This is a genomic window from Ferdinandcohnia sp. FSL W7-1320 (genome assembly GCF_038050315.1).
Lineage (GTDB): Bacteria > Bacillota > Bacilli > Bacillales > Bacillaceae_L > Ferdinandcohnia > Ferdinandcohnia aciditolerans.
The window spans coordinates 849596-872461 of record NZ_JBBPAM010000001.1 but is presented as its reverse complement, the minus strand read 5'-3'; the positions used below and the strand labels follow the sequence as shown (position 1 = coordinate 872461).

The 22866-nt window shown below is 39.1% G+C and carries 27 protein-coding genes; 8 read left to right on the top strand and 19 right to left on the bottom strand.

What is annotated here, in order from left to right; all coding sequences use genetic code 11:
• Window positions 1-229 precede the first annotated feature (229 nt).
• From NST91_RS04220 to NST91_RS04205, 4 genes are all read left to right on the top strand, one after another.
• A complete protein-coding gene (locus NST91_RS04220) occupies window positions 230-1309 on the top strand; it encodes an endospore germination permease (protein ID WP_121449035.1) in 1080 nt (359 codons plus the stop codon).
• Complete coding sequence (locus NST91_RS04215; RefSeq protein WP_121449036.1) at window positions 1309-2838, top strand: spore germination protein; 1530 nt, start codon at window positions 1309-1311, stop codon at window positions 2836-2838. Before NST91_RS04220 ends, NST91_RS04215 begins: the two co-directional genes overlap by 1 nt.
• The gene (locus tag NST91_RS04210; protein WP_207900023.1) at window positions 2835-3986 is read left to right on the top strand and encodes a Ger(x)C family spore germination protein; all 1152 of its coding nucleotides are present in this window, start codon (window positions 2835-2837) and stop codon (window positions 3984-3986) included. Before NST91_RS04215 ends, NST91_RS04210 begins: the two co-directional genes overlap by 4 nt.
• A 110-nt stretch (window positions 3987-4096) precedes the next feature.
• Window positions 4097-4234 carry a hypothetical protein gene (locus NST91_RS04205; RefSeq protein ID WP_341330147.1) on the top strand — a complete coding sequence of 46 codons (138 nt, stop codon included), beginning with the start codon at window positions 4097-4099 and terminating at the stop codon, window positions 4232-4234.
• A gap of 220 nt (window positions 4235-4454) precedes the next feature.
• Here NST91_RS04205 and NST91_RS04200 read toward each other — a convergent pair whose 3' ends face one another.
• From NST91_RS04200 to NST91_RS04155, 10 genes are all read right to left on the bottom strand, one after another.
• Complete coding sequence (locus NST91_RS04200; protein WP_341330146.1) at window positions 4455-5105, bottom strand: FusB/FusC family EF-G-binding protein; 651 nt, start codon at window positions 5103-5105, stop codon at window positions 4455-4457.
• A gap of 144 nt (window positions 5106-5249) precedes the next feature.
• Complete coding sequence (locus NST91_RS04195) at window positions 5250-5519, bottom strand: CD3324 family protein (protein WP_121449038.1); 270 nt, start codon at window positions 5517-5519, stop codon at window positions 5250-5252.
• A 1571-nt stretch (window positions 5520-7090) separates the two neighbouring features.
• Window positions 7091-7549, bottom strand: coding sequence for a hypothetical protein (locus NST91_RS04190; protein ID WP_341333485.1), 459 nt, complete (start codon window positions 7547-7549; stop codon window positions 7091-7093).
• Between the two features lie 68 nt (window positions 7550-7617).
• A complete protein-coding gene (locus tag NST91_RS04185; RefSeq protein WP_341330145.1) occupies window positions 7618-7935 on the bottom strand; it encodes a hypothetical protein in 318 nt (105 codons plus the stop codon).
• Window positions 7936-8002: 67 nt separating this feature from the next.
• Window positions 8003-8659, bottom strand: a complete 657-nt coding sequence (locus NST91_RS04180; RefSeq protein WP_341330144.1) for an MOSC domain-containing protein — start codon at window positions 8657-8659, stop codon at window positions 8003-8005.
• A 25-nt stretch (window positions 8660-8684) separates the two neighbouring features.
• The gene (locus tag NST91_RS04175) at window positions 8685-9257 is read right to left on the bottom strand and encodes a DJ-1/PfpI family protein (protein ID WP_341330143.1); all 573 of its coding nucleotides are present in this window, start codon (window positions 9255-9257) and stop codon (window positions 8685-8687) included.
• A 97-nt stretch (window positions 9258-9354) separates the two neighbouring features.
• Window positions 9355-10476, bottom strand: a complete 1122-nt coding sequence (locus NST91_RS04170) for a M20 metallopeptidase family protein (RefSeq protein ID WP_341330142.1) — start codon at window positions 10474-10476, stop codon at window positions 9355-9357.
• 72 nt (window positions 10477-10548) lie between these two features.
• On the bottom strand, window positions 10549-11301 hold the full coding sequence (locus NST91_RS04165) for a hypothetical protein (RefSeq protein ID WP_341330141.1): 753 nt from the start codon (window positions 11299-11301) through the stop codon (window positions 10549-10551).
• A gap of 5 nt (window positions 11302-11306) precedes the next feature.
• The gene (locus NST91_RS04160) at window positions 11307-11753 is read right to left on the bottom strand and encodes a hypothetical protein (RefSeq protein ID WP_341330140.1); all 447 of its coding nucleotides are present in this window, start codon (window positions 11751-11753) and stop codon (window positions 11307-11309) included.
• A 114-nt stretch (window positions 11754-11867) separates the two neighbouring features.
• Entirely contained in the window at window positions 11868-13001 is a 1134-nt protein-coding gene (locus NST91_RS04155; protein ID WP_341330139.1) for a zinc-dependent alcohol dehydrogenase, read from the bottom strand.
• Window positions 13002-13225: 224 nt separating this feature from the next.
• Between NST91_RS04155 and treP the strand changes: the two genes are divergently transcribed.
• From treP to NST91_RS04135, 4 genes are all read left to right on the top strand, one after another.
• On the top strand, window positions 13226-14653 hold the full coding sequence (treP, locus tag NST91_RS04150) for a PTS system trehalose-specific EIIBC component (RefSeq protein ID WP_121449045.1): 1428 nt from the start codon (window positions 13226-13228) through the stop codon (window positions 14651-14653).
• A 93-nt stretch (window positions 14654-14746) separates the two neighbouring features.
• Entirely contained in the window at window positions 14747-15463 is a 717-nt protein-coding gene (gene treR, locus NST91_RS04145) for a trehalose operon repressor (RefSeq protein ID WP_341330138.1), read from the top strand.
• Between the two features lie 426 nt (window positions 15464-15889).
• Window positions 15890-16036 carry a hypothetical protein gene (locus tag NST91_RS04140; protein ID WP_341330137.1) on the top strand — a complete coding sequence of 49 codons (147 nt, stop codon included), beginning with the start codon at window positions 15890-15892 and terminating at the stop codon, window positions 16034-16036.
• A gap of 118 nt (window positions 16037-16154) precedes the next feature.
• Entirely contained in the window at window positions 16155-16295 is a 141-nt protein-coding gene (locus tag NST91_RS04135) for a hypothetical protein (protein WP_341330136.1), read from the top strand.
• A 263-nt stretch (window positions 16296-16558) separates the two neighbouring features.
• On the opposite strand, the gene NST91_RS04130 is transcribed toward NST91_RS04135, so the two are convergent.
• The 9 genes from NST91_RS04130 to NST91_RS04090 form a co-directional block, all read right to left on the bottom strand.
• Window positions 16559-17152, bottom strand: coding sequence for an NADPH-dependent FMN reductase (locus NST91_RS04130; protein ID WP_099355375.1), 594 nt, complete (start codon window positions 17150-17152; stop codon window positions 16559-16561).
• Window positions 17153-17357: 205 nt separating this feature from the next.
• Entirely contained in the window at window positions 17358-17789 is a 432-nt protein-coding gene (locus NST91_RS04125) for a hypothetical protein (protein WP_341330135.1), read from the bottom strand.
• A complete protein-coding gene (locus NST91_RS04120) occupies window positions 17786-17995 on the bottom strand; it encodes a helix-turn-helix transcriptional regulator (RefSeq protein WP_341330134.1) in 210 nt (69 codons plus the stop codon). The genes NST91_RS04125 and NST91_RS04120 overlap by 4 nt, the downstream gene beginning before the upstream one ends.
• 117 nt (window positions 17996-18112) lie before the next feature.
• Complete coding sequence (locus NST91_RS04115) at window positions 18113-18697, bottom strand: putative ABC transporter permease (protein WP_341330133.1); 585 nt, start codon at window positions 18695-18697, stop codon at window positions 18113-18115.
• Between the two features lie 617 nt (window positions 18698-19314).
• Window positions 19315-19524 carry a hypothetical protein gene (locus tag NST91_RS04110; RefSeq protein ID WP_121449050.1) on the bottom strand — a complete coding sequence of 70 codons (210 nt, stop codon included), beginning with the start codon at window positions 19522-19524 and terminating at the stop codon, window positions 19315-19317.
• A 225-nt stretch (window positions 19525-19749) separates the two neighbouring features.
• Window positions 19750-20157 (bottom strand): VOC family protein, encoded by a 408-nt coding sequence (locus NST91_RS04105; RefSeq protein ID WP_121449051.1) that lies wholly within the window; start codon window positions 20155-20157, stop codon window positions 19750-19752.
• A gap of 90 nt (window positions 20158-20247) precedes the next feature.
• Window positions 20248-21450 (bottom strand): DUF2812 domain-containing protein, encoded by a 1203-nt coding sequence (locus NST91_RS04100; RefSeq protein WP_341330132.1) that lies wholly within the window; start codon window positions 21448-21450, stop codon window positions 20248-20250.
• Window positions 21437-21757, bottom strand: coding sequence for a PadR family transcriptional regulator (locus NST91_RS04095; RefSeq protein ID WP_341330131.1), 321 nt, complete (start codon window positions 21755-21757; stop codon window positions 21437-21439). The genes NST91_RS04100 and NST91_RS04095 overlap by 14 nt, the downstream gene beginning before the upstream one ends.
• Window positions 21758-21966: 209 nt before the next feature.
• Window positions 21967-22800, bottom strand: coding sequence for a hypothetical protein (locus NST91_RS04090; protein ID WP_341330130.1), 834 nt, complete (start codon window positions 22798-22800; stop codon window positions 21967-21969).
• Window positions 22801-22866: the final 66 nt, after the last annotated feature.

Below are 22866 nucleotides of genomic sequence, written 5' to 3'. Positions count from 1 at the left end.
TTTTTTAATAATTCACTATGGTTGTATTTGCTGACAAAAAAATAATATGTGTCCATTAAAGGTTATGACTTTTTGCCATAACCTTTTAAACATTTTCAAGTTCTTTTAATCGTTCCTTCTATCAAATAAACCACTTAACAGGAAAGTTTCCATAATGAATAGAACCAAGTTAATGAGGGAATTCTACCCATGATATTTCCATTCCATTTGTTGGAAATGAGGTGAGATTTTGCCTAAGATATCTCCTATTCAGTCATACATGATTATTTTGCTCTCGATTGGATTGTTGAACCACGTTCTTATTGTCCCGTTACTGCTAGGAGTATCAGGGCGAGATGCTTGGCTTGTCGTCCTTCTTGTTTTTGTCTCTTCACCTGTGTTGATAGGTTGTTTGAGCTACATCCTTAAAAACATGAAGAATCAACACTTCAAGAAGTGGCTAGAGCAGTGCTTTGGGAAGTTTTTAGCAGCACTTTTACTTATTTTCTATAGTTTATTTATATGGCTCATGGGCCTTATTTCCTTAAAGGATACTCTAACATGGACGATCGCGGCGTACTTGCCTCAAACACCCATGCTTTTTCTCGCTGGAATCACACTTGTTGCTTGTTTCTTTGCTTCAAGGCAAGGACTCAGCACGATTGCGATTGTAAGCGGGATATTAGTTCCTTTTGTTATTATTTTTGGTTACTTTGTGTCGTTTGTGAATTTTCAGTTTAAAGATTATACCCTGCTATTCCCTGTGTTAGCAGACGGAGCTGCTCCATTATGGAAAGGTATTCCATATGTTGCCGGGGGATTGCTCGAGTTATTTATATTGATGATGCTCCTTCAGCATCAATTAACAAAGAAACCAGGATTCAGAAGTTTGATGTTAATGTCCCTCATCCTTGCAGGACTTACATTAGGACCTTTGATGGGCTCGATAGCAATATTCGGACCAGATGAAGCGGCTAACCAGCGATACCCTCCTTACGCTCAATGGAGAATAGTTAGAATGGGAGAATATGTAGAGCATGTCGATTTTCTTTCGATTTACCAATGGTTATCCGGAACATTCATTCGGGTGTCGCTTTCAATCTATCTCTTGGCAGAATTATGGAATATACAAAATCATAGATGGTTTCCCATGTTATTAGGAGCATTTTCCATGCTTATTGCCATTTTGTTACCAATTAGTGACATGACTTTTCTAGGACTGTTGGGCCGATTTTATTTTCCTTCATTCTGCATTTTTACAATAGGAACCTTGACCTTGTATGTCGTACGAATCATTTTTTCTAGACAGAGCAAAAGGAGAAACAGCTGATGATGAAACGATTCAGATCCAAGATGGCGACAGGAAAAAGGCCGTCAACTAATAATTCAGAGGCAACAGTTTCGCAACCTCTTAATGAACAATCACTGATCCAGCACTTTAAAATGTGTCAAGATGTAAAGCACCATGTTTACAAATTACAACCTAATGATGAACAATCGAGAATCCTTTTGGTCTTTTGTGAGGGTTTAAGTGACAACAAAACGTTCATTCATGAGACAGCGCTCCCCCATTTGACACGTTTTTATGAAAACTATGGTTTTCATCATCATGAGGAAATTGCAGAGTCGAGTCAATTAAAATTAGAATTCGTCACTCCTGAGGAGTGGGAGCAAACGGCCGAAACGGATATTTTTGAAGGCAAACTGCTGTTGTTTATCCCGACGCTACAAACTTTGTTTTCCCTCGATATTTCAAAAAAACCGTCACGAAATCCTGAAGAATCCAGTATTGAGGTCTCGGTAAAAGGTCCAAAAGATGGATTCGTAGAAGAACTGGGTGTCAATGTGGCGTTAATACGAAAACGCATTAAATCAACGAGCATGATATATGAAACAAAAAAAGTAGGCGTTCGCACTAAAACAACCGTTGCGATTCTTTACATGCGTGACATTGTTAACCTTAAGATCGTTCAAAATATAAAGAATAAATTGGATGAACTTCAAATTGACGGAGCATTCAGTGCTACTCAACTAGAAGAATTAATGAAACCGACAAAAGCATTGTTTCCTTTGATGGGCTATACAGGCAGACCAGACTTTACAGTGAACTGTATGTTAAATGGCCGTGTAGCGTTAATTGTGGATGGCACACCGGCTGCTTTAATCGCACCAGCTAATTTGTTCCTACTCGTGAAAACCCCCGAAGATATCCACCATACTGCACTAGCGGCTACGTTTGGTCAATTTCTTCGATTATTAGGGTTGTCTGTTTCCTTACTACTACCTGGTTTTTGGGTTGCCATACTTGCCTATCATCAAGATCAACTCCCCTATTATCTACTTGCAATGTTGGGGGTTAACCGATTGGGAATTCCATTTGATGTCATAGTGGAAATGTTTATTGCTCTTGTCTTTTTAGAAATCCTACGAGAAGCTGGTATCCGATTGCCTTCAGCTGTCGGCAGTACGGTAACGGTTGTAGGCGGACTTATACTGGGGGATGCGGCCATTCGAGCAGGTTTCTTATCCCCTGGTATCGTTGTCATTGGAGCGCTTACTCATGTGTTTGGTTCAACTTTATCTAGCCAGGCATTGGCTGGAACGATTAGCATTTTACGCTTCTTCCTTTTCACGCTTTCCGCTATGCTTGGCATCTACGGGTTCTTCCTTGGATTATTTATTGTACTCAGCCATCTAGCCTCATTGCGTTCATGCGACTTGCCTTACTTGGCACCGATCTCACCTCCATTTAAAGACTTTGCCAATGCACTACTTCGAGTGCCTTGGCGATGGAGAAAAACTCGGCCGGATATGTTGAATACGCAAGATCCTACAAGCCAAGGGGACAGGAAAAAATGAGGGGATATAAAAGTATTGTTGTCATTCTACTCCTCCTCACCCTTACTGGGTGCTGGAGTAGATACGAAGTGCAAAACATGAACTATGCAACGGCTGTTGGAATTGATTATCTCGATGGCCGATACATCATTTATGTGCAATTGCTCGATTTCACAACAGTGGCAAAGCTCGAGGTACAGCAAAAGGCGGAACAGCCCCCGGTTTGGGTGGGCAAAGGTGAGGGTTCCTCATTTACAGAAGCGGCAAATGATTTGTATAGTACATCACAACAGCGCTTAAACTTTGGACAAATTTCTGCCATTTTGTTTAGCGATAGACTACTAAAGGAAAACAAAGTCGGAGAAGTACTGGAATTAATCAACCGATATCGTGAAATAAGGTACTTATCATGGCTTTTCAGTACAAAAGAGTCTATTGAAGATATCCTTTTGGCAACACCGTTTTTTAGATTGTCACCAAAAGCATCGATTCTTCACAATCCCGAACAAAATTTCAGACAGCGTTCCATCCTTACTCCGATCCGCCTACAACAATTTATATTAGATTCAAACGAAAAGTCCAGAACTAGTTATATACCGGAAATATCGATACGTAAAGGTCAGTGGAAGGAAAGTAATAAACCAAAAGAGTTGCTTAAATATTCCGGTATACATGTTTATGATCAGGACAAATATTTTGGACGAATGGAACTCAAAGAATTATCAGGAATGCCCTGGCTAAGTAGCCACACGATTCGAGTGCCTATTGAACTGATTACCGAAGAGAAACTTGAAGCTGTCCTCGTTGCAGAAAAACCCGATTATAAAGTAACCCCGATTGTAAAAATGGACAAAGCGTTTTTTGATATTTCTGTGAGTGTGAAAGCCGGAATCAATGAATTACATACGGATCTTAGCGAACAGGAAATCTCACAAATGGCTCAAAATGAAATAGAGAAGCAAATTAGGAATACGTATCAAACTGCATTAAATAAGGGTATAGATATATACAACTTAGGTCAATCTTTATACCGCAAACATCCGCATCAATGGAAACGTATTGCTACAGGAAAACAGTATCTCGTTTTAAATCAAGATTCTCTGCACCACGTAAATGTCGAGGTGAACATCGTTTACTCTGGAAGATATAAATTAAATGACAATAGTTAATCACAAAGAGCACTTTGGCTTACTTATCAGCAAAAAACATTAATTATTAGAATGGTGGAAAAATTGATAAAAAATGCGGATGATGAGGAAGCAAGGGAAATTATGGGTGGGTGAAGCAACAGATGGGCTATTATGTTTTACAAATAGAAGGGATATTCCAGCAAGAAGGAATTGTTAAACCTGTCGGATTTACTCAAGAAGATGTAAATTTGGATGCCCCTAAATTATTAAGTAGACAAGCACAGTAATAGTGCTTGTCTATTTAGTAATGGTCTTTTTCCATTATTTGATTTGCGGAGTAAGCTCAATAAATGACTGGATACTTTTTAAATTCATTTTTACATTGCCTGCGTAATACGTTAATACGTTTATAACCTAGAATTCAATTACCCGTTTTACTGCTATTAAAAAAGAAAGCATCCTTATTCTTGAACCGCTCCAGTTAAGTAAAGAAATCACCATCAGTTTTCATTTTCCCAGTGAATCTTTTAAAAAAGCATTTAAGTATTCAACATTCGATATTTTTTTATTGCATTCAGTACTGTCAACACAAATAAGATTACCGATGGACTTGTAATAATCCGGATTATTAGATTTTTTCGCTTTTGTTACGGTGGAAAAATAGGCAACATCACCAAAACTATTACAGAAGGAACAAAGATTTTTCTTACTAGTTGGTGTAAATTCGCATTCAATGCCGACCATTTTTCCCTCTAGCTCATAAACTATAAATTTTTTATTATATCCTAGGTCATTCCAGCTTAAATAGGTCAACTGGTTAAGGTCTATATTTGATAAATCAGGTAGTTTAATTTTTTTATGTTTTGGAAACATCTTTTTCAATTGCTGCTGAGTGATTTCTGGAAAGGGTAACAAAAAGTCAGAAAGGTTTTGAATATACTGCTCGTATTCTTTATCAGTTTTCGGTCCTGCAAGAACAAGCATTTCTTTTTGTTCCAATGATGCATTTGGAAATAGATCCAAGATTTTGGCATTGGCCAAGTCAATCACAGCTGCCAAAACATTTTGAGGTACGTTCTTGTTGGTGCTATCTTTAATTAAAGCAATTTGTTTTTTTATAAAATTTAACTGTTCATTTTTAATAAATTTTCCATTCATCTCGTATAACTCCAATCATTTGCTGCAGAATCTCTACTTTTATGATAAACAATGCAGCAAACCACCAAAATGGAAAAGATGAGTTAGAAACGTTTTTTACATACGAACAAGCACTGCCAAAAGATTTTCAACAGTGCTGTTCTCCTACTTTTTATGTGAATAAACGATTTTTTTAATGGTTTCGGTTGAAAGGTAATATTCCTCAGCCAGTTGCTGGATACTGCTGCCACTTATAAAAGAACTTCTAATGGTGTCATTACGGCGATCAAGTAACCGTCTCCCACCACTTGAGGTTCCCCATTTCAGATGTTCCGTTTCCGGCTTGGGAATGTATAACGTTTCCCCTTGAACATATTTTTGGATTTCTAGAATTAGCTTTTCAGGTAAAACTTTGGTTGCATTAATATATTTCAATTTTGCTCGCTCCTTATTTTGATATTTAACAAATAAGGTGCAAAGCCAAAATATTAGAAAGCTTGTTTAGCGATAAAGATAAATGTTCGCCCCATGCAAAGTATCGCCTTTCCAATACTAGGCTTTGCATGAGTGTAAGAAGTACCAGATATTCTTAAGTGATTATCCAACTGTAAGCACCCCCTTTAAAATGAATTATAGAGAAATTTACTAATAGATGAAAGCGTCTTTTTATGATTTTTTTCATTCTTATTTTTTCAACACAAAATGGCCAGATTTACTCCAATGATTCATATCCCTTTAATAATTAATTAACGACAGTTTCTTTCTTAAGGAAATCGGCTGCCTAATTAACGTGATAGTTGTTTTTTATCAAGTTTCCCTAGAGGCGTGTATGGTAGATTCTCAACAATTTTGATCGTTTTGGGAAGTTGGAATCTAGCTACTCTTGGGCGCACTGAGAACCACTGGTTTCCTCTTCATCAGTTCATGAAGGGGATTCAATCGACTGGAACTCACTGGTTTCCTCTTCATCTCGGTTATGAAGGGGATTCAATCGACTGAGAACCACTGGTTTCCTCTTCATCAGTTCATGAAGGGGATTCAATCGACTGGAACTCACTGGTTTCCTCTTCATCAGTTCATGAAGGGGATTCAATCGACTGAGAACCACTGGTTTCCTCTTCATCACGGTCATGAAGGGGATTCAATCGACTGAGAACCACTGGTTTCCTCTTCATCGCGGTCATGAAGGGGATTCAATCGACTGAGACTTGCGGTTTTCCTCTTCATCGCGGTCAGGAAGGGGATTCAATCGACTGAGACTCGCTGGTTTCCTCTTCATCACGGTCATGAAGGGGATTCACTCTCGTGAGACTTGCGGTTTTCCTCTTCATCGCGGTCATGAAGGGGATTCACTCTCGTGTGACTTGCGGTTTTCCTCTTCATCGCGGGCATGAAGGGGATTCAATCGAGAGACTTGCGGTTTTCCTCTTCATCGCGGTCATGAAGGGGATTCAATCGACTGAGAACCACTGGTTTCCTCTTCATCGCGGTCATGAAGGGGATTCAATCGACTGAGACTTGCGGTTTTCCTCTTCATCGCGGTCATGAAGGGGATTCAATCGACTGAGAACCACTGGTTTCCTCTTCATCGCGGTCATGAAGGGGATTCACTCGACTGAGAACCGCTGTTTTCCTCTTCATCACGGCCATGAAGGGGATTCACTCTCGTGAGACTTGCGGTTTTCCTCTTCATCACGGTCATGAAGGGGATTCAATCGACTGAGACTTGCGGTTTTCCTCTTCATCGCGGTCATGAAGGGGATTCAATCGACCGAGACTTGCGGTTTTCCTCTTCATCGCGGTCATGAAGGGGATTCAATCGACTGGGAACCGCTGTTTTCCTCTTCATCGCAGTCATGAAGGGGATTCACTCTCCTGAAACTCGCTGTTTTCCTCTTCATCGAGGTTATGAAGAGGATTCACTCTCCTGGAACTCACTGTTTTCCTCTTCATCACAGTTATTAACTCTTAACAAGCACATAGTTTTGTTCCAAACTTATAAACTCTTATTCTTTTATTAAATACACTACTCCCTCTTCTCGCTCAACTTGAAATATTAGGTCATCCTCTACCTGTAAGACAGCTGCAGACTCAGAAAGGGTTTCTCCTGATAAAGTAATTCCATATCCGATATTGGCCGGATACCCATATATGTAGCACACTACTTTTCCATCCTTCATAAACACGATTTGGTTCATGCCTTCGTTCACGGTTTCCTGGATGCGGTCCCATTTATAGCCTACTGTTTCATAGATTGTATCCTTTGGTGTATATGGGCTGAAGGAGTAGACCTTGTCCCATTCGAATGGTGTAACCTCTTTTAGATTTATCGTTTCAACCGATTGCGGGATGGACACGATTTCTTCTTTAAGTAAATCCTCATTCTTCTCCCACAAGTCCTTTTTAACTATTAAAAATAGAATCCCTATGATTCCTAGAAGGACGATCGTCTTTTTGTACTTCATCAAACTTTCACCTCCACACATACTTCCACAAAAAAGGGCATTAATCCTGCAAGGATTAACACCCGAATCTACTCTAAATGTCTTTCAATTGTAAACCAGGCATACAAGCGAACGATGGGAACCAAAAGGGCAACTATTCCGACAAACAGAAGCCCTCCACCATCTAAAAATAGAATCATAGCTAACACGAATGCTAGAATCGCTTTAAGATTACCAGAGAATCCATTGATCGGTTCATTTCCAACAAATAGTGTTTTCCTGCCTTTTAATGTTCTTGAATAACAATGATCATGGTAAGTCGTGATATAGAAGAAATACGTTGCAATTACAAGTTTACTTTTATCTGTGATTTCTGCAGCACATTTTTCACAATAAATATTTGTCACCGTTGCATCCCCCCGGTAAATATATTACTTTGTTTACAGGAGTTTCCATAAAAAGGTTTCATTACATTTAACGTGGGTGGCCTAGTCTAGTTAATCGCTCATCTAGCATCTCTTTCCACTCATCTGCTAATTCTTCTACCGCCAAAATCTTGTTGATTCCTTCTATATCCCTTGGTCTTTTATAATAAATCTCATTTGCCTCAAGGATCGAGACTTGATTTGGATTTCGTACCTCTAATGAAATCGAAGAATCCTCTCGTACCATGCCTTCTTTTAAAACTCTCGCCAAGTAACCCGTAAAGCCCGTTTGGACCATCATCTTTAAAAGATGAGGATTGTTCGTTCTTTTTGTAATGGTGCTACACGGTATTCTCCCCTGGGTGATTTGAATAACAGCGTCACCGATTTGATAAATGTCTCCGATACAGACATCTTTTTCCTCCATATTCGTAAGGGTTACATTTTCCCCGAAAGTCGGAAGTGCAAACTGAACTAAAAATTCACTTTCCCATAATGAATAGTGCTCATATGGGTAAAAACATACAGCACGGTCAGGACCCCCATGATGCTTTAAATCGGCCACTCCATCTCCACTGAATCCGTCTTTTGTTAAAAAAGCTTCTTCTACTTTCTTTTTTCGGATTGCCGTTATGACTTCTTCGTTCTCTCCGTATGTCATTTTTTCGGGCAGTCCAATTGAAAAATTCTTAATTTCGATTGTCATCTCTCTATTCCCCTCACTAATAGTTTCACTTTATGGATTCCTCCATCAGCCGATTTCGTTGCCCTTTGTAAAACTCACTACTGTATTCAGTTAGAGTTCCCAGCTTTTCAGCAACAGCAAGTGCAAAATCAACATAAGCATGGCCTTGTGCGGTAATGATATGACCAGCTTTCACAACCGGCCCGTATCGGAAATTTACCTCTTCAAAACAACCAAGAAAATGGCGCTGCTTTTGGTGCAGAGTGACTGTATATGGTTTCCCTTCAAGTACTCCTGCTCTTGCTAACACATATGTACCACTGCAAATGGCTGCAGTTAGTTTGTTCTGTTCGTGTAGTGTTTTCGTTATGTCATATAGTTCCAACGTATCTTTGACATGGATCAAGTCTCCACCAGGGATGATGATCCCGTCGTACTCCGTCGGGTCCACTTGTTGATACATTAAATGCGGCACAAATTGAAGACCTGATTCTCCGGTTATCGTTTTGAGCGAGTCAGCAGCGGTTATTATCTGGTGCGTCCCTCTTAGCATTGCGGTCGATACGGTTATCTCAAATTCAGAAAACGAGTCATAAATGGCGAGTAATATTTTTTTCACAATAAAGCACCCCTTTTACCTAGAAGTTCTACAAGGTTGGAACATTTCCCTTCTAGGATTCTATTATTAAAAGAGGTACTAGTAGAACGTAAAATTATTACTCCATCCCCACTAGTCCTTTAAACATTTCGACGCCGATTTCAATGATTTCATCTCGGAAATCGTATTCGTAGGTATGGATTGATGGATATTTCTCACCATTTCCTATATAAAAATAAGCACCTTTTACAAGCTTTAGATAATGACCATAGTCTTCTGATGCACGGTATGGTGAGGTTAGCTCACGTAGTGGGTATTCTTTTACTGCCGCAACTTGTCGCACTTTATTTACCGATTCCTCATGATTAACGGTTTCCGGAAATTCATCCCTATACTCAAAGCTAACGTTAATGCCCTGCTCTTTCCCAAGTCGAGTCGCAAGATCCTCGATTCTTTGCTGAAGCGCATTAAGTTCCGCCTCTTTTTCCGCACGAATGGTTAACCGTAGAACACCATTATGGGCTGCAATCCCGTAATTCTCCGAACCAATATCTACTTGTATAATCGTGCATAGAACGAGTCCATCAAATTTTTCGGGTGAAGTTAACTCGGGTAGAGTCTCAATGATTTTAGCAATTGCAAAAGAAGGATTGACTCCATCTTCAGGCTGGCTAGCGTGGGCTGGTGAACCAACCATTTCAATGGACATCCCTTTTGAGGCACAGTGGGCTGTCCCATCAATCACATACACGGCCTTGAATTCGATGCCAGACATATTGTGGTAGCCGTAAATTTCATCGACTTTTTCTTCAATCATCATTTCAGCGCATTCAATGCCACCTTGTCCCGTTTCTTCTGCATGCTGGAAAAGGAAGATGATATTTCGATCCGCACCCTTTTGATCTACCTCAAGGGCAAATCCAGCTAAAGTAGCGGAATGACCGTCATGCCCACATTTATGGGAAACACCTGGATTGTTTGATTTCCATGGGAGGTCAATTGTTTCCGGAATTGGAAGGGCATCAAAATCCGCTCTAAATGCAATCGTGGGTTGATCCTCACCAACTGTATATTTCGCATAGAAATAGTTACCCTTGTCGATTATCTCGATGTTGGTTGTATGTTTTTGAAGAAAATTGATTAAATACTGTTTGGTCCATGCCTCTTGATAGGACAATTCAGGATTCATATGTAATTCATGGCGTAACTCAGTCGCCAACTCTAGATTTTTTTTATCCACTGTAATCTCTCCCATTGGTTTTCCACTTCTCAATAATATCTGTCCTGCATAGCCTCATTAGGGCGCCAACCGTTATTCATTTTCGCTATCCCGGAGTTTCTCTTTTTGTTCCTTACGGTAAAGAAGTCCTTCGTAAACGGATTGCTGAGGATTTTCCTCATCGTATACCCAATCGGTTGATAATGAGTTATACAAATTACCGTCATTAAATTTATGTCCCGTAAACTCAATAGGAATCTCCGCTCGAAATACGTCATAACCGCTACTCCCATCCACTTTTCTCATACTAAACGGATGTATATTCAAGAAGTCTACTAGAGCGTCCGTTATTTTTTCGGATATCTCTTTCATATTTTCTTCATTTAGATCTGTAATGACAAAATCAGTTGTTTCTAGATACCCGTTGAAATCCCGTAAGTTTGAATATTGGCCGTTCTCGATAAAAGCAAAATAATCATTTATTGCTTTCTCCTTATCGATTGAGATTCCAAAATGCTTCATATACAACTCTGGTGCATAATGAAGAAACGCCACATCCATATAATTACTATTCATTCCAACGACCGGTAATCCTCCTGCATCCCCTTGATAAAGGTAAGCATGAAATTGCAACTCAGGATTAGACTTTGGTGCTACTAGCAATACATCATATCCTTCATCATTTACACCGACCACTTCAATGAATTCAAATTCTTCTTTATAATCACGCTTTAAATCCCCTAACGTAAGCTCTACATTTTTCTTCCCACTTTTTGGTGCACAGGCTGCCAATATAAGGATACACATTAAAATGACAGCCCATCTCCCCTTCTTCAAATTAAACATCATCATTACTCCTTCAATTTATATGAAACTATTAATTTTGTATGTGGTAAATACTCAAAAGAAATATAACGCCCCATATGTTTCCTCTCAATTTTTGTTGATTCAAACCATTCACCGTTCACTTCCACCTCATTGGCCCAGTCTTTTCCTAGGTCATCTACATATTCAATGAATCCTTCTTCAGAAAGATAATCTCTTTGCATGACATGTGGGAAATCTTTTACAAACGGAACGCTCACATATCCTAAAAATACGGCAACGATTGCAAACGCAAATAGCGCCCCCGTTAACTTCATAAAACTCTTAAAATCCCAAGATTGCTTATTCTTAGATTTTAACTTTCGTTCACGAATTGTCTCACTACCAATAACAATTATAATCCAAGGTATGATAACAATGGCCAACAGAACAATCGCCAAACAAAAAATAAGCGTGAACCAATAAGACCACATTCTTTTTCACTCCCCCTGTCTATCCTTGATGAATAACGTTAATTCCATTCTACTGGAAATTGAGTATTGTATAAATAAAAAATCGACAAGCAAGACACTTGTCGATTACATTGTTTATGGTTTTAAGACAACCTTGATACAGTTGTCTTCCCTGTCGTTGAAAATTTTATATGCATGACTTGCTTCATCTAAAGAAACCTTGTGTGTGATGATATCAGTTGGATCGAATTCCTTGTTGACGATTTTTTTGTAGAGCTCTGGCATAAAGTGAACGACAGGAGCTTGTCCCATTTTTAGTGTGATGTTACGTGAGAAAAAAGCACCTAATGGGAACATATTATAATTCGCACCGTATACTCCAGTCAGCTGTACTGTACCGCCTTTTCGAACAGCCTTTGTCGAAATTTGAATGGGCCCAAGTGTTCCACCTTGTAGCTTCAGCTTTTGCTCGATTATTTCTAGAGGTGACTTTTTCCCGTCCATACCAACGCAATCAATCACGACATCGGCCCCACCACTCGTGATTTCCTTTAAATGTTCTCCCATATCATCATGCTTTGTAAAATCAAAGATCTCTACTTTATTTGTCGCTTTGGCATGTTCCATGCGGTAACCGATATAATCCACCGCGATGACACGTTTTGCCCCTTTCATCCATGCAAATTTTTGTGCCATTAAACCAACTGGTCCACATCCTAGAACAATGACCGTATCTCCCTCTTTGACTCCTGCGTTCACTACACTCCAATAGGCGGTTGGTAGAACATCACTTAAAAAGAGTAAAGCCTCGTCTTCTAATTCACAGTCTTCTGGAACTTTAAAAGGAGTAAAGTTCCCAAATGGAACTCGCAAGTATTCCGCCTGGCCACCTGGGTGGTCGCCAAATTTTTCCGAGTAGCCAAAATAGCCTCCTGAATCGTAATGGGGATTGGCATTATCACATTGACTTTCTAATTCGTGTTCACAGTAATAACACTTTCCACAGGCAACTGTAAATGGAACAACAACACGGTCGCCTTTCTTTACATGTGTTACATCTGGTCCTACCTCTTCGACAATCCCCATTGGCTCATGCCCTATTACATAACCGTCTGGCAAAGGAAAATTCCCTTGATATAGATGGAGATCGGATCCGCAAATGGCGGTTGATGTGATGCGGACAATGACGTCATCGCTTTTAATAATTTTGGGAGCTTCTACCTCTTTGACTTTTACTTTATATGGATTCTGATACGTAACAGCCTTCATTTACACACTCCATTCTCGATTGTTTACAGGTTATTTTTTTACATTGCGTGAGAAGTTATGCTAAAGGGCTTTTGGCATAAAAATCCTGCGTTCGTAAAAGCTAAAAAATGGTGAAATAAAATAATTGACATACTTGTATATACAGGTTAAACTGAAAACGTAATCAAAACCTGTATAGACAGGTTTTTGGATAAAAATATCCTTTAGTTTAAGGGGGAAAATACATGAGTAAGTACACAGATCCTGCAAAGGAACTGCTTGACCATATTGGTGGGAAAGAGAACGTTGCTGCTGTCACACATTGTGCAACTAGAATGCGCTTCGTTTTAAACGATCCAAAAAACGCAGATATAGAAAAAATTGAAGGAATTGGGCTAGTAAAGGGTACCTTTACACAAGCAGGGCAATTCCAGGTTATCATCGGAAATGAAGTTGCTTCATTTTATAATGAGTTCGTCAAACACGCGGGTGTTGAAGGAACGAGTAAGGAAGAGGCAAAGGTTGCGGCTAAGCAGAATATGAACTGGCTACAACGAATGATGGGTCACCTAGCTGACATTTTCACACCGCTTATTCCCGCCCTTGTAGTTGGGGGTCTGATTTTAGGTTTCCGAAATGTAATCGGTGAAATCGATTTAGTTGATAACGGTACAAAAACAATCGTTGAAACCTCTCAATTCTGGGCTGGTGTTCATGCATTCCTCTGGTTAATTGGTGAAGCTATCTTCCACTTCTTACCTGTCGGAATCACTTGGTCGATCACGCGTAAAATGGGAACCTCACAAATCCTTGGAATTGTGTTAGGGATTACCCTTGTATCTCCACAATTGCTGAATGCATATGCAGTGCCAAATGCTGAAGAAATTCCAGTTTGGGATTTTGGATTCACAACTATTGAAATGATTGGGTATCAAGCACAGGTTATTCCAGCTATACTAGCTGCGTTTGTACTTGTTTTCTTAGAGCGTTGGTTACGTAAGATTTCACCAAATGCGATCTCAATGATTATTGTTCCATTTTTTGCACTTGTTCCGACTGTCTTAATTGCTCATACTGTTCTTGGACCACTAGGTTGGACAATTGGTTCTTGGATTTCTGATGTTGTATACACAAGCTTAACCTCAGCCTTTGGTTGGTTATTCGCAGCAATCTTTGGATTTGCATATGCACCACTTGTTATCACTGGTTTACACCATATGACAAATGCGATCGACCTGCAATTGATGAGTGAGTTTAACGGAACAAACCTATGGCCAATGATTGCCTTATCTAATATTGCGCAAGGTTCTGCCGTACTTGCAATGATTTATATTAATCGTAAAAATGAAGAAGAAAAACAAGTTTCCATCCCAGCATGTATCTCTTGTTATCTCGGTGTAACAGAGCCTGCGATGTTTGGTATTAACTTAAAATACGGCTTCCCATTCCTTGCTGCGATGCTCGGCTCAATGGTAGCAGCCATCATCTCTGTAGGTAGTGGAGTTATGGCGAACTCAATAGGAGTTGGTGGAATACCTGGAATTTTATCCATCCAGGCTGGTGACTGGCTAATGTTTGCGATTGCGATGCTTGTAGCGATTGTCGTTCCATTTATTTTAACTGTCATCTTCGCAAAAGCTAATGTTGGCAAAATTTCATTTGGTAAAAAATAAAACGTGTGGGAGGGGAAATTACCCCTCCCTTTTTTCGCATTAACGCGGTAAAATGAGAATAATTAAATATTACCATCGATTGGGGATTCTTTCATGAATAACAAGTATCTAACAATCTATAGCGATTTAGTAGAAGAAATTAAAAATGGAAACATCAAAGCGAATAGTCTTTTACCTTCTGAAAATGAATTAAAGGAAGTATACAATACCTCTCGTGAAACGATTCGAAAGGCACTGAACCTGCTTTCACAAAATGGGTATATTCAAAAAATGAAGGGCAAAGGCTCTATCGTGATTGACGTGAATAAGTTTGATTTTCCGGTATCAGGGCTTGTGAGCTTCAAAGAGCTAGCCGAAAAAATGGGGCAAAGACCGATAACGCATGTGCATGAGTTGACGGTCGGTAAGCCGGATACATTCATTAAGCAACAGCTACAGCTCTCTAGTAAGGACCAGGTGTGGAAGATCATCCGCACAAGAGAAATGGGCGGCGAAAAAATTATTTTGGACAAGGATTTTATTTCACGAAAGTTTGTCCCCGAGCTTACGAAGGAGATTTGTGAAGAATCGATTTATGCCTATTTGGAAAATGAACTGAAGATTACCATCAGTTTTGCAAAGAAGGAAATTACGGTCGTGGAGCCAACAGATGAGGACCGAGAGCGACTAGATCTAGATGGCTTTCATAATGTCGTTGTTATCAAAAACTATGTGTATCTAGATAATGCGAGCCTATTTCAATACACAGAGTCTCGCCATCGCCCGGACAAATTCCGATTTGTCGATTTTGCAAGGCGGACGCATGTGTAGATTGTAGCTGGGGTTTATCTGAGGCAAGGTAAACTGAAACAAGGCGGTTGAGAACTTCTAAATGTCGTTTGCTGGTTCGGATATGGAGATTACTTGGAGAATGCTTGCTAGCTAATGCCGTTACCTGGTTCGGATATGGATATCTTTAGGAGATACCGTACTTATTTATGCCGTTATCTGGTTCAGAAATGGATATCTTTAGGAGATACCGTGCTTGTTTATGCTGTTAACTGGTTTGGATATGGATAACTTTAGGAGATACCGTGCTTGTTTATGCTGTTAACTGGTTTGGATATGGATATCTTTAGGAGATTGTGTGCTTGTTTATGCCGTTATCTGGTTTGGATATGGATAACTTTAGGAGACTGTGTACTTGTTTATGACGTTAACTAGTTTGAATATGGATATCTTTAGGAGATACCGTGCTTGTTTATGCCGTTAACTGGTTCGGATATGGATATCTTTAGGAGATACCGTGCTTGTTTATGCCGTTACCTTGTTTGGATATGGATATCTTTAGGAGATACCGTACTTGTTTATGCTGTTAACTGGTTTGGATATGGAGATTACTAGGAGAATGCTTGCTAGTTAATGCCGTTACCTGGTTTGGATATGGATATATTTAGGAGATACCGTGCTTATTTATACAGTTAACTGGTTCGGATATGGATATATTTAGGAGATACCGTGCTTGTTTATGCCGTTAACTGGTTCGGATATGGATATCTTTAGGAGATACCGTACTTGTTTATGCCGTTATCTGGTTCAGAAATGGATAACTTTAGGAGATACCGTACTTGTTTATGCCGTTAACTGGTTCGGATATGGATAACTTTAGGAGATTGTGTGCTTGTTTATGACGTTAACTGGTTCAGATATGGATATATTTAGGATAATGCATGCTAATTTATGCTGTTATCTGGTTCAGAAATGGATATTACTAGGAGAATGGGAACCTGATAAAGCCGTTAGTCGGTTTAAAATTTAATAATATAGGATAGCACTTTCCGCAAGGGGTCCAACTGGACCCCTTTTTCAGTTTTTCCCGCACAAAAACAGGATGGCCCTTTGAAGGATCATCCTGTTTTTTCGTAATTAGCGAACTGTTTTTAAAGCGCCGCTCCAAGATACAACTTGGTCTAGCATTAAGTTTACGTTGTCTAGGTGTAGGTCTTGTGGTTTGAACTCTGAACCATTTTCGAAATCTGTGAATAATGAAAGTGTTGGATGTGTACGAACGTCTGCGATCATTAATTCACCCATGATTCCACGTAGGTGTTCAGCAGCACGTGCACCACCAGTTGAACCGTAGCTTACGATACCAGCAGCTTTGTTGTTCCAAGCTTCACGAGCTAGGTCTAACGCATTTTTCAATGCACCAGTGATAGAGTGGTTATATTCTTGAACGATGAATACGAATCCATCAAGATTAGCTAATTTTTCATTCCAAGCAGCGATTCCAGGTGCATCAGCTTCACCTAAGAATGGTAATTTGAAGTCTGCGATATCTACGATTTCGTAGTTTGCATCTCCACGCTTATCAGCGATTTCCTTTACCCATGCTCCTACTTGAGGACTTACGCGTCCTTGACGAGTACTACCTAAAATAATACCAATGTTTAATTTTTCGTTTGACATTACTTGTTCCTCCTTTTGTTGATTACCAAAAAGTTTATCTAGTAAACCCATGATGTACTCTCCTTTTTATATATTAAAGGCTATTTTTGTAAAATACCTTTAATTTATTTATCTTCGAAGTATTTATCTTAACTTCAAGATAAATATTATATCAAATTGATTTTAAAGTCAACCCAAAGACATGTAAATAATTTGTTTATTTTTTTATGTAAAACAAAAAACGCTTATAACATGATAAGCGCTATTTTCTAATTCCTTATTCATCTAGGTTTTCTTCTTGTCGTTTTATTCTCAAATAGCGGATATATAGGATTGGGATGAGACCACAAACAAATATTATTCCCCCCATAATCAATCCATCCAGTATTCCAAACCCATTCGTAAAGTTAACAGCAATACCTATAATGACCGAAATGGCTGTTAAGATTAGTAGAGAGAGAACGGTCCCTTTTTTAGGCGATTTTTCACTACTTTCATGGTCTACACTGATATTCATTGAAAGATATACGGAAACAATGGTTGTGATCATAAATACAATCCATAAAGGATTTTGCCTCATCCCTTCCATCCCTTTTGTGAATAAATCATATCCCAATATCCCGAGAATCCCAATTGTTTGAATGATATACGCGGTTCGAACATTTTGTAAGTTTTTTAAAATTAAACGCTCATCCTTTATTTTTTTCATTTCATACCACTCTCCTTTTCGACCCAAAATATTTCATCCAATGTTTTATGAACGGCGTAACATATATCTAGACACAACTTTAAGGTTGGATTGTATTTTCCTTTTTCTATTAAACTAATTGTTTGTCGGGTAACTCCAATTTTCTCGGCCAATTGCTGCTGGGTTAAGTTTGCTTGTATTCGAGCAATCTTCACGTTATTTTCCAAATGATGTAATCCCTCCTTAAATTTATTGTAACATATATATTACATTATGCAATATATATGTTGCATACAAAAGAATAAAAAAGACCAAATCGAAATTTGATTTGATCCAAGTGATAGTTATCGAATCGGGTTGCCTGCACGTATTTTTTCTGGTATATGTCTTCTAATCGCAAATATAAGTTCACCAAGAAAATACAAGGCCACTGTTGGCCAGATCAAAGCCCAGAAACCTCCAACAGCCTCATACAAAGTGACAAGCCTTGGATGAACATACGCTAGGCACAAGAGAGAGAGCGCAATCCAGCAAATGGAATAGGAGAAGCAAATATGGCCTTGCAGTTGGAACTTATGGCCTGAGTAGTCCCACCATTTCCTTCCGAAAAACCACTCAAGCAGGAAGCCACTGCAATACTCCACTAGCGTTGGGATTAGAAAACAGAGAGTCAACACGACTGTCCAATGCATATCCTTTCCTATTAATAAAATAAGCAACAGAGGTGCGAACCCGTACATGGGCTTAAATGGCCCAAAGAAAAAGTTATCCTTAAAGAATACTCGTTTTCTTGTATAGTTATAAGTATTTTCCAAAAGCCAACCGAAAAATGAATAAATGGTAAAGAAGAAGACAATAGCCATCACACCTTCCCAAGAAAGGATAATTGGCATCTCAAAATCAAAACCACTTACTAAACCCTGAAACATTCGTATATCACCTCAAGGAAAATATTCCTAATTAGGATTTACACACTTAAATAAAAATATACAAGTGAAGTATCTGTCATTACCAAGATGTGTTATTTTTTCAAGGCTGTTTTCGCAAACTTTGTTGTTTTTTATAAAGTTGACTTCCGCTTCAGGTGGATGCTTACCGCGGGCGTGGCTTGAGCCTCCTCAACGAAATGTGGAGGCGGCTTGCACAGAAACGAGAAAATTGGCCGACTAAAGCGCCACGTCCTGTGGCGAAGTCGGCACTAGCACGTCGTGTGCGTCGGAGACTCCGACAAAGAGGCGTATTTGCCTCTGAAGGAGGAGTTGAAATTTCTCGGGTTTCTAGCCGCTGAAATTGGACTCGTCGCTGCTGCTCCTGCGGGGTCTCAAGTCTCACGCTTTTCCCGCTAGACATTGAATTTGCTTCATTGAAATAACCCACGCACGAAGAAAATGTGAATACATTTTCGAGGAGTCGCCACCTTACGCTCCAGTCAACTAGTTTTGCATTTTATATCAAAAAGCAACAGTCCTATAGAAAAGAGCCTTTTTCAAAAAAAAAACGCCCAGTTCAATTTAATAGAAACTGGGCACTCCTTTTATTGCGTACGTTAGCGTGACGCTTTTGGGGGTTGGCACACGTCACATTTACGTTGATGATTATTTTTAAACTTTGTAAATGTCTTTTCAAAATTATTTCCACATGCACATTTAAATAATAACTTTTGAGAAAAACCGTGGAATTCTGTCGAGAGCAGCTTGCTTTCCGAATTTTTCTCAACAAATTCGTTAATTTTGCCGATTGTCCATCGTTTATTCATTCTTAACACCTCATATATTAGATCGCTAGACGAAGTCTTTTCCAAGTACCCGTTCTACTTAGCCTCTAATTATAGCATGTGCTTTTTGACAATAAAATAGTTTGGAATTGAGAACCTTTCTTTTATATCTTCGAAATAGGAACTCAGCGTATCAGGAAATGGAAAAAGCATTCCTCATTACGAGAAATGCTCTATCCTTTGTATGTTTAGATTGTAAATGGTTTGTTAGGCTTCATAGTTAAATTGCCATTGGATGTTGTACTTGTCAGTCAGGCTTCCGTACATTTTGCTCCATGGTACTTCTTGCAGCTCCATCTGAACAGTACCGCCCTCTTTTAACTTTTCGAAGGCATCTTTCATTGCTGCCTCATCACTACTTATATATGCTAGGGTAAAATTGTTGCCCTCCCGATATTCCATTCCTGGAAAATTGTCAGAAAACATCAATTTGCTTCCAGCAATTTCTAAGTTCGTGTGCATGATCAAATCCTTTGTTCCTGGAGGCAATTCTTCTTCAGAGTGCACCGATCCAAAAGTCATAAAATTTGGTTCTTCTGTTCCAAACACTTTTGCGTAAAATTCAACAACCTCACGAGTATTACCATCAAACACTAAGTAGGGATTCAAAGCCATAATATCACTCCTATAATTGATTTGTATGTATGTCTAAATTTTAACATTTCAAAGCAACGATTGCAAACATATGTTCTAAAATTTTCTTATCTATTTATGACTTGTATGTTCTAGCTTTTCTACTATGCTATCTAAAACCAAATCTACATTAGCATAACCATTATATCGAACAAATATAACTTCTCTTCCTCTAGAAGCAAATACTTCTTTCATATACTCATCTTCACGAACAATCAGAAGGTCAAAGTCGGGATGCTTCGTTTCAACGTAATCTTCAACGGGATTTTCATGTCTATACCAATCTATTAAATCAAAAACTAGATTATCCGCCATGGCTGGAATAGTGAGTTGATAATAATTTGTAGAAATGCTTGGTGAATATTCACCGCTCAACCCTTTCCACACTTCCCCTGGAACTACCCCACTTTCATCTGTATCATATTGGACAGGTGCAAACGGACTCCATTTAGATGTGTAGCGATTGGCCCAATCGATATCATCGATAAAATATTTTTCACGAACTAAAGCAGGATTCTGCTCTATATCTGCTAACCTCACAATTGGTAAGTCTGTACTTTCTCCAGGCAATGTAATCGTTTTATGATTTAAGAGCTGTACAAATGGCATAATAGCTGTCAACCCAAGAAGCAAAGTAAAAAGAAATGTGATTGTCGAATGTAATCGTTGGTGTTTCTTCCAAGGTGCGTGATGATCAATCGGTTTCCCTTCAATCAAATCGTTTCTTAGTGCACGAATGGATAGTGCCGCTCGCAATGAAGTATAAGCTTGATATCCGATAAAGATGGATAGTATCGTTTGTTGAATAGCAATTCCTTCAACTAAAGTACGGATTGGTGTCCCATCAAAAAACCAAACAGCGGACACCATAGCAATCATGATGAGTAACGCGACAACAACCATACCTGCATTAAAGGCCAACTTTTTATCAAGTGCTTCTAGGGTATACGATTGCTCCGCAGGATCTGTATGTATTTCTGGAGCATTTCGCTCGACTGGTGAAGAAAACACATGAAAAAATTGATAGCCTGTCACATAGTCCCAACCACTTTCTGCATACATTTCGATCTGCTCAGGTCTCATTCTCTTTTTCATGGATACTTCAATTCTGTACTTCATTTTCTTCGGTTCAACCTTTTCAAAGTGAGCAAAATGAATCCCCATTTTTTTTAGATGTAAACCTTGTGACGCCATGTCAGCAAACCAACTCTCATGCTCACCGATGCTCCAATAGTCACTTGGACGTAATTTACGGACGACCTTATCCATTTTCATCACCTGCCTCTAAAATTTTCCCATCCTGAATTTGAGATTTTAATCGGCTGTACTCCACTCGTAATGCTTGTTCCCCTTCTGGTGTAATTTCATAGGTTTTTCGTCTTCCATCATCTTCTGCTAAGGAAATCAGGCCATCCTTCTGCATTCGTGAAAGGACTCCGTATAGAGTACCAGGGCCCATTTTCACCCTACCATTCGAAACTTCCGTAATGGCTTGCATCAGCTGATACCCATGATTAGGATGCATTAGCGCTAATAGAACATAGTACATCGCTTCCGTCATTGGCCCCCCATTATATGCCATTCCTTACACCCCTTCTTTCGGTGGGACACAGGGACAGGTCCCTTGTCCCAAATGGGATTAGGAATCTGTCACCACGTCCTACACTGGTATTATGTATCTCGATATTATGCGTTGCGATATATCGTATGACATAATAATAATTTAAAAAGTAATTAATGTAAACCATAAAAAAAGCGATTGCATTCATTTTGTTGCAATCGCACAAGTAATTAAGTATTTTTAGGTTTTGGTAAACAATCTTCTTCAGGCTTGATGTGAACTTGTTTCCAAGGCTCATTTCCGGCTTTTCGGAACTGGGCAATTTCAACATCCGTTCCATTCGTTAATGTAAAAAATAGAATACAATAATCCGCGCCATCCTTACCTTGGAAGCAAATCGTTTTCATGTATCCATTTCTCATAGTCGGGTACAAATGTTGAATCATTTTACACCATTCGCCATACTTAATTTCTACAACCGATTCTGCATCGTGGTCCCAGCCATGATATGGCGCACATAAAAAATCTTCTCCAGTTTTACTCATATCCGAAATTCGAAAGCCATCTTTTTCGTGTTCCAACTGGATAAAACCATACGAATAGCCAAAATACTCGACCATCAGATCTTCCCTCAACTCAATCGTTTCAATTTCATAAAAAAATCTGATTTCCCTTTTTCCATCTGGTACCTGACAAAGCTTTAGCAAACTCGTATGCCCAATTCCAGCAAACGAATCTACATATTTTTCATAGCTTAGTTTATCTTGATAAGCTTTGGACAAAAAATTATAGGCAATTGGAAATGGCAGCTGACCATTACCGATTGAACCGCAACTCCTTTTTCCTAAACTTGCTGCATCTCGTAAAATACTAAAATAGTTGATAAGAGTATCTTTAGGCGTCCTCGTTAATTCTGGAGGTAACTGGATTTGTTCATGTGTTTTATCATAATATGGATCGAAGAACTTCCAACTGCTAAATCTTAGATTTAAAGCTTTTGAGCAAGACGGCCGAAAATACTTTTGATGATAAGAAGTTATGTCCATTTGATTCCGTTTTTGCATATTTATCACCCTGGTTTCAGTTTATGGGCGAGTGTTGGAATGGGTGTATGAACTCTTTTTTCATAA

Bases quoted from the DNA above. Each gene is read 5' to 3' on its own strand.
- NST91_RS04215 (WP_121449036.1), top strand. From the start codon at position 1,309: ATGATGAAACGATTCAGATCCAAGATGGCGACAGGAAAAAGGCCGTCA.
- NST91_RS04210 (WP_207900023.1), top strand. From the start codon at position 2,835: ATGAGGGGATATAAAAGTATTGTTGTCATTCTACTCCTCCTCACCCTT.
- NST91_RS04200 (WP_341330146.1), bottom strand. From the start codon at position 5,105: ATGAATGGAAAATTTATTAAAAATGAACAGTTAAATTTTATAAAAAAA.
- NST91_RS04190 (WP_341333485.1), bottom strand. From the start codon at position 7,549: ATGAAGTACAAAAAGACGATCGTCCTTCTAGGAATCATAGGGATTCTA.
- NST91_RS04180 (WP_341330144.1), bottom strand. From the start codon at position 8,659: ATGACAATCGAAATTAAGAATTTTTCAATTGGACTGCCCGAAAAAATG.
- NST91_RS04165 (WP_341330141.1), bottom strand. From the start codon at position 11,301: ATGTTTAATTTGAAGAAGGGGAGATGGGCTGTCATTTTAATGTGTATC.
- NST91_RS04160 (WP_341330140.1), bottom strand. From the start codon at position 11,753: ATGTGGTCTTATTGGTTCACGCTTATTTTTTGTTTGGCGATTGTTCTG.
- NST91_RS04155 (WP_341330139.1), bottom strand. From the start codon at position 13,001: ATGAAGGCTGTTACGTATCAGAATCCATATAAAGTAAAAGTCAAAGAG.
- treP (WP_121449045.1), top strand. From the start codon at position 13,226: ATGAGTAAGTACACAGATCCTGCAAAGGAACTGCTTGACCATATTGGT.
- treR (WP_341330138.1), top strand. From the start codon at position 14,747: ATGAATAACAAGTATCTAACAATCTATAGCGATTTAGTAGAAGAAATT.
- NST91_RS04130 (WP_099355375.1), bottom strand. From the start codon at position 17,152: ATGGGTTTACTAGATAAACTTTTTGGTAATCAACAAAAGGAGGAACAA.
- NST91_RS04125 (WP_341330135.1), bottom strand. From the start codon at position 17,789: ATGAAAAAAATAAAGGATGAGCGTTTAATTTTAAAAAACTTACAAAAT.
- NST91_RS04115 (WP_341330133.1), bottom strand. From the start codon at position 18,697: ATGTTTCAGGGTTTAGTAAGTGGTTTTGATTTTGAGATGCCAATTATC.
- NST91_RS04110 (WP_121449050.1), bottom strand. From the start codon at position 19,524: ATGAATAAACGATGGACAATCGGCAAAATTAACGAATTTGTTGAGAAA.
- NST91_RS04105 (WP_121449051.1), bottom strand. From the start codon at position 20,157: ATGGCTTTGAATCCCTACTTAGTGTTTGATGGTAATACTCGTGAGGTT.
- NST91_RS04100 (WP_341330132.1), bottom strand. From the start codon at position 21,450: ATGAAAATGGATAAGGTCGTCCGTAAATTACGTCCAAGTGACTATTGG.
- NST91_RS04095 (WP_341330131.1), bottom strand. From the start codon at position 21,757: ATGGCATATAATGGGGGGCCAATGACGGAAGCGATGTACTATGTTCTA.
- NST91_RS04090 (WP_341330130.1), bottom strand. From the start codon at position 22,800: ATGCAAAAACGGAATCAAATGGACATAACTTCTTATCATCAAAAGTAT.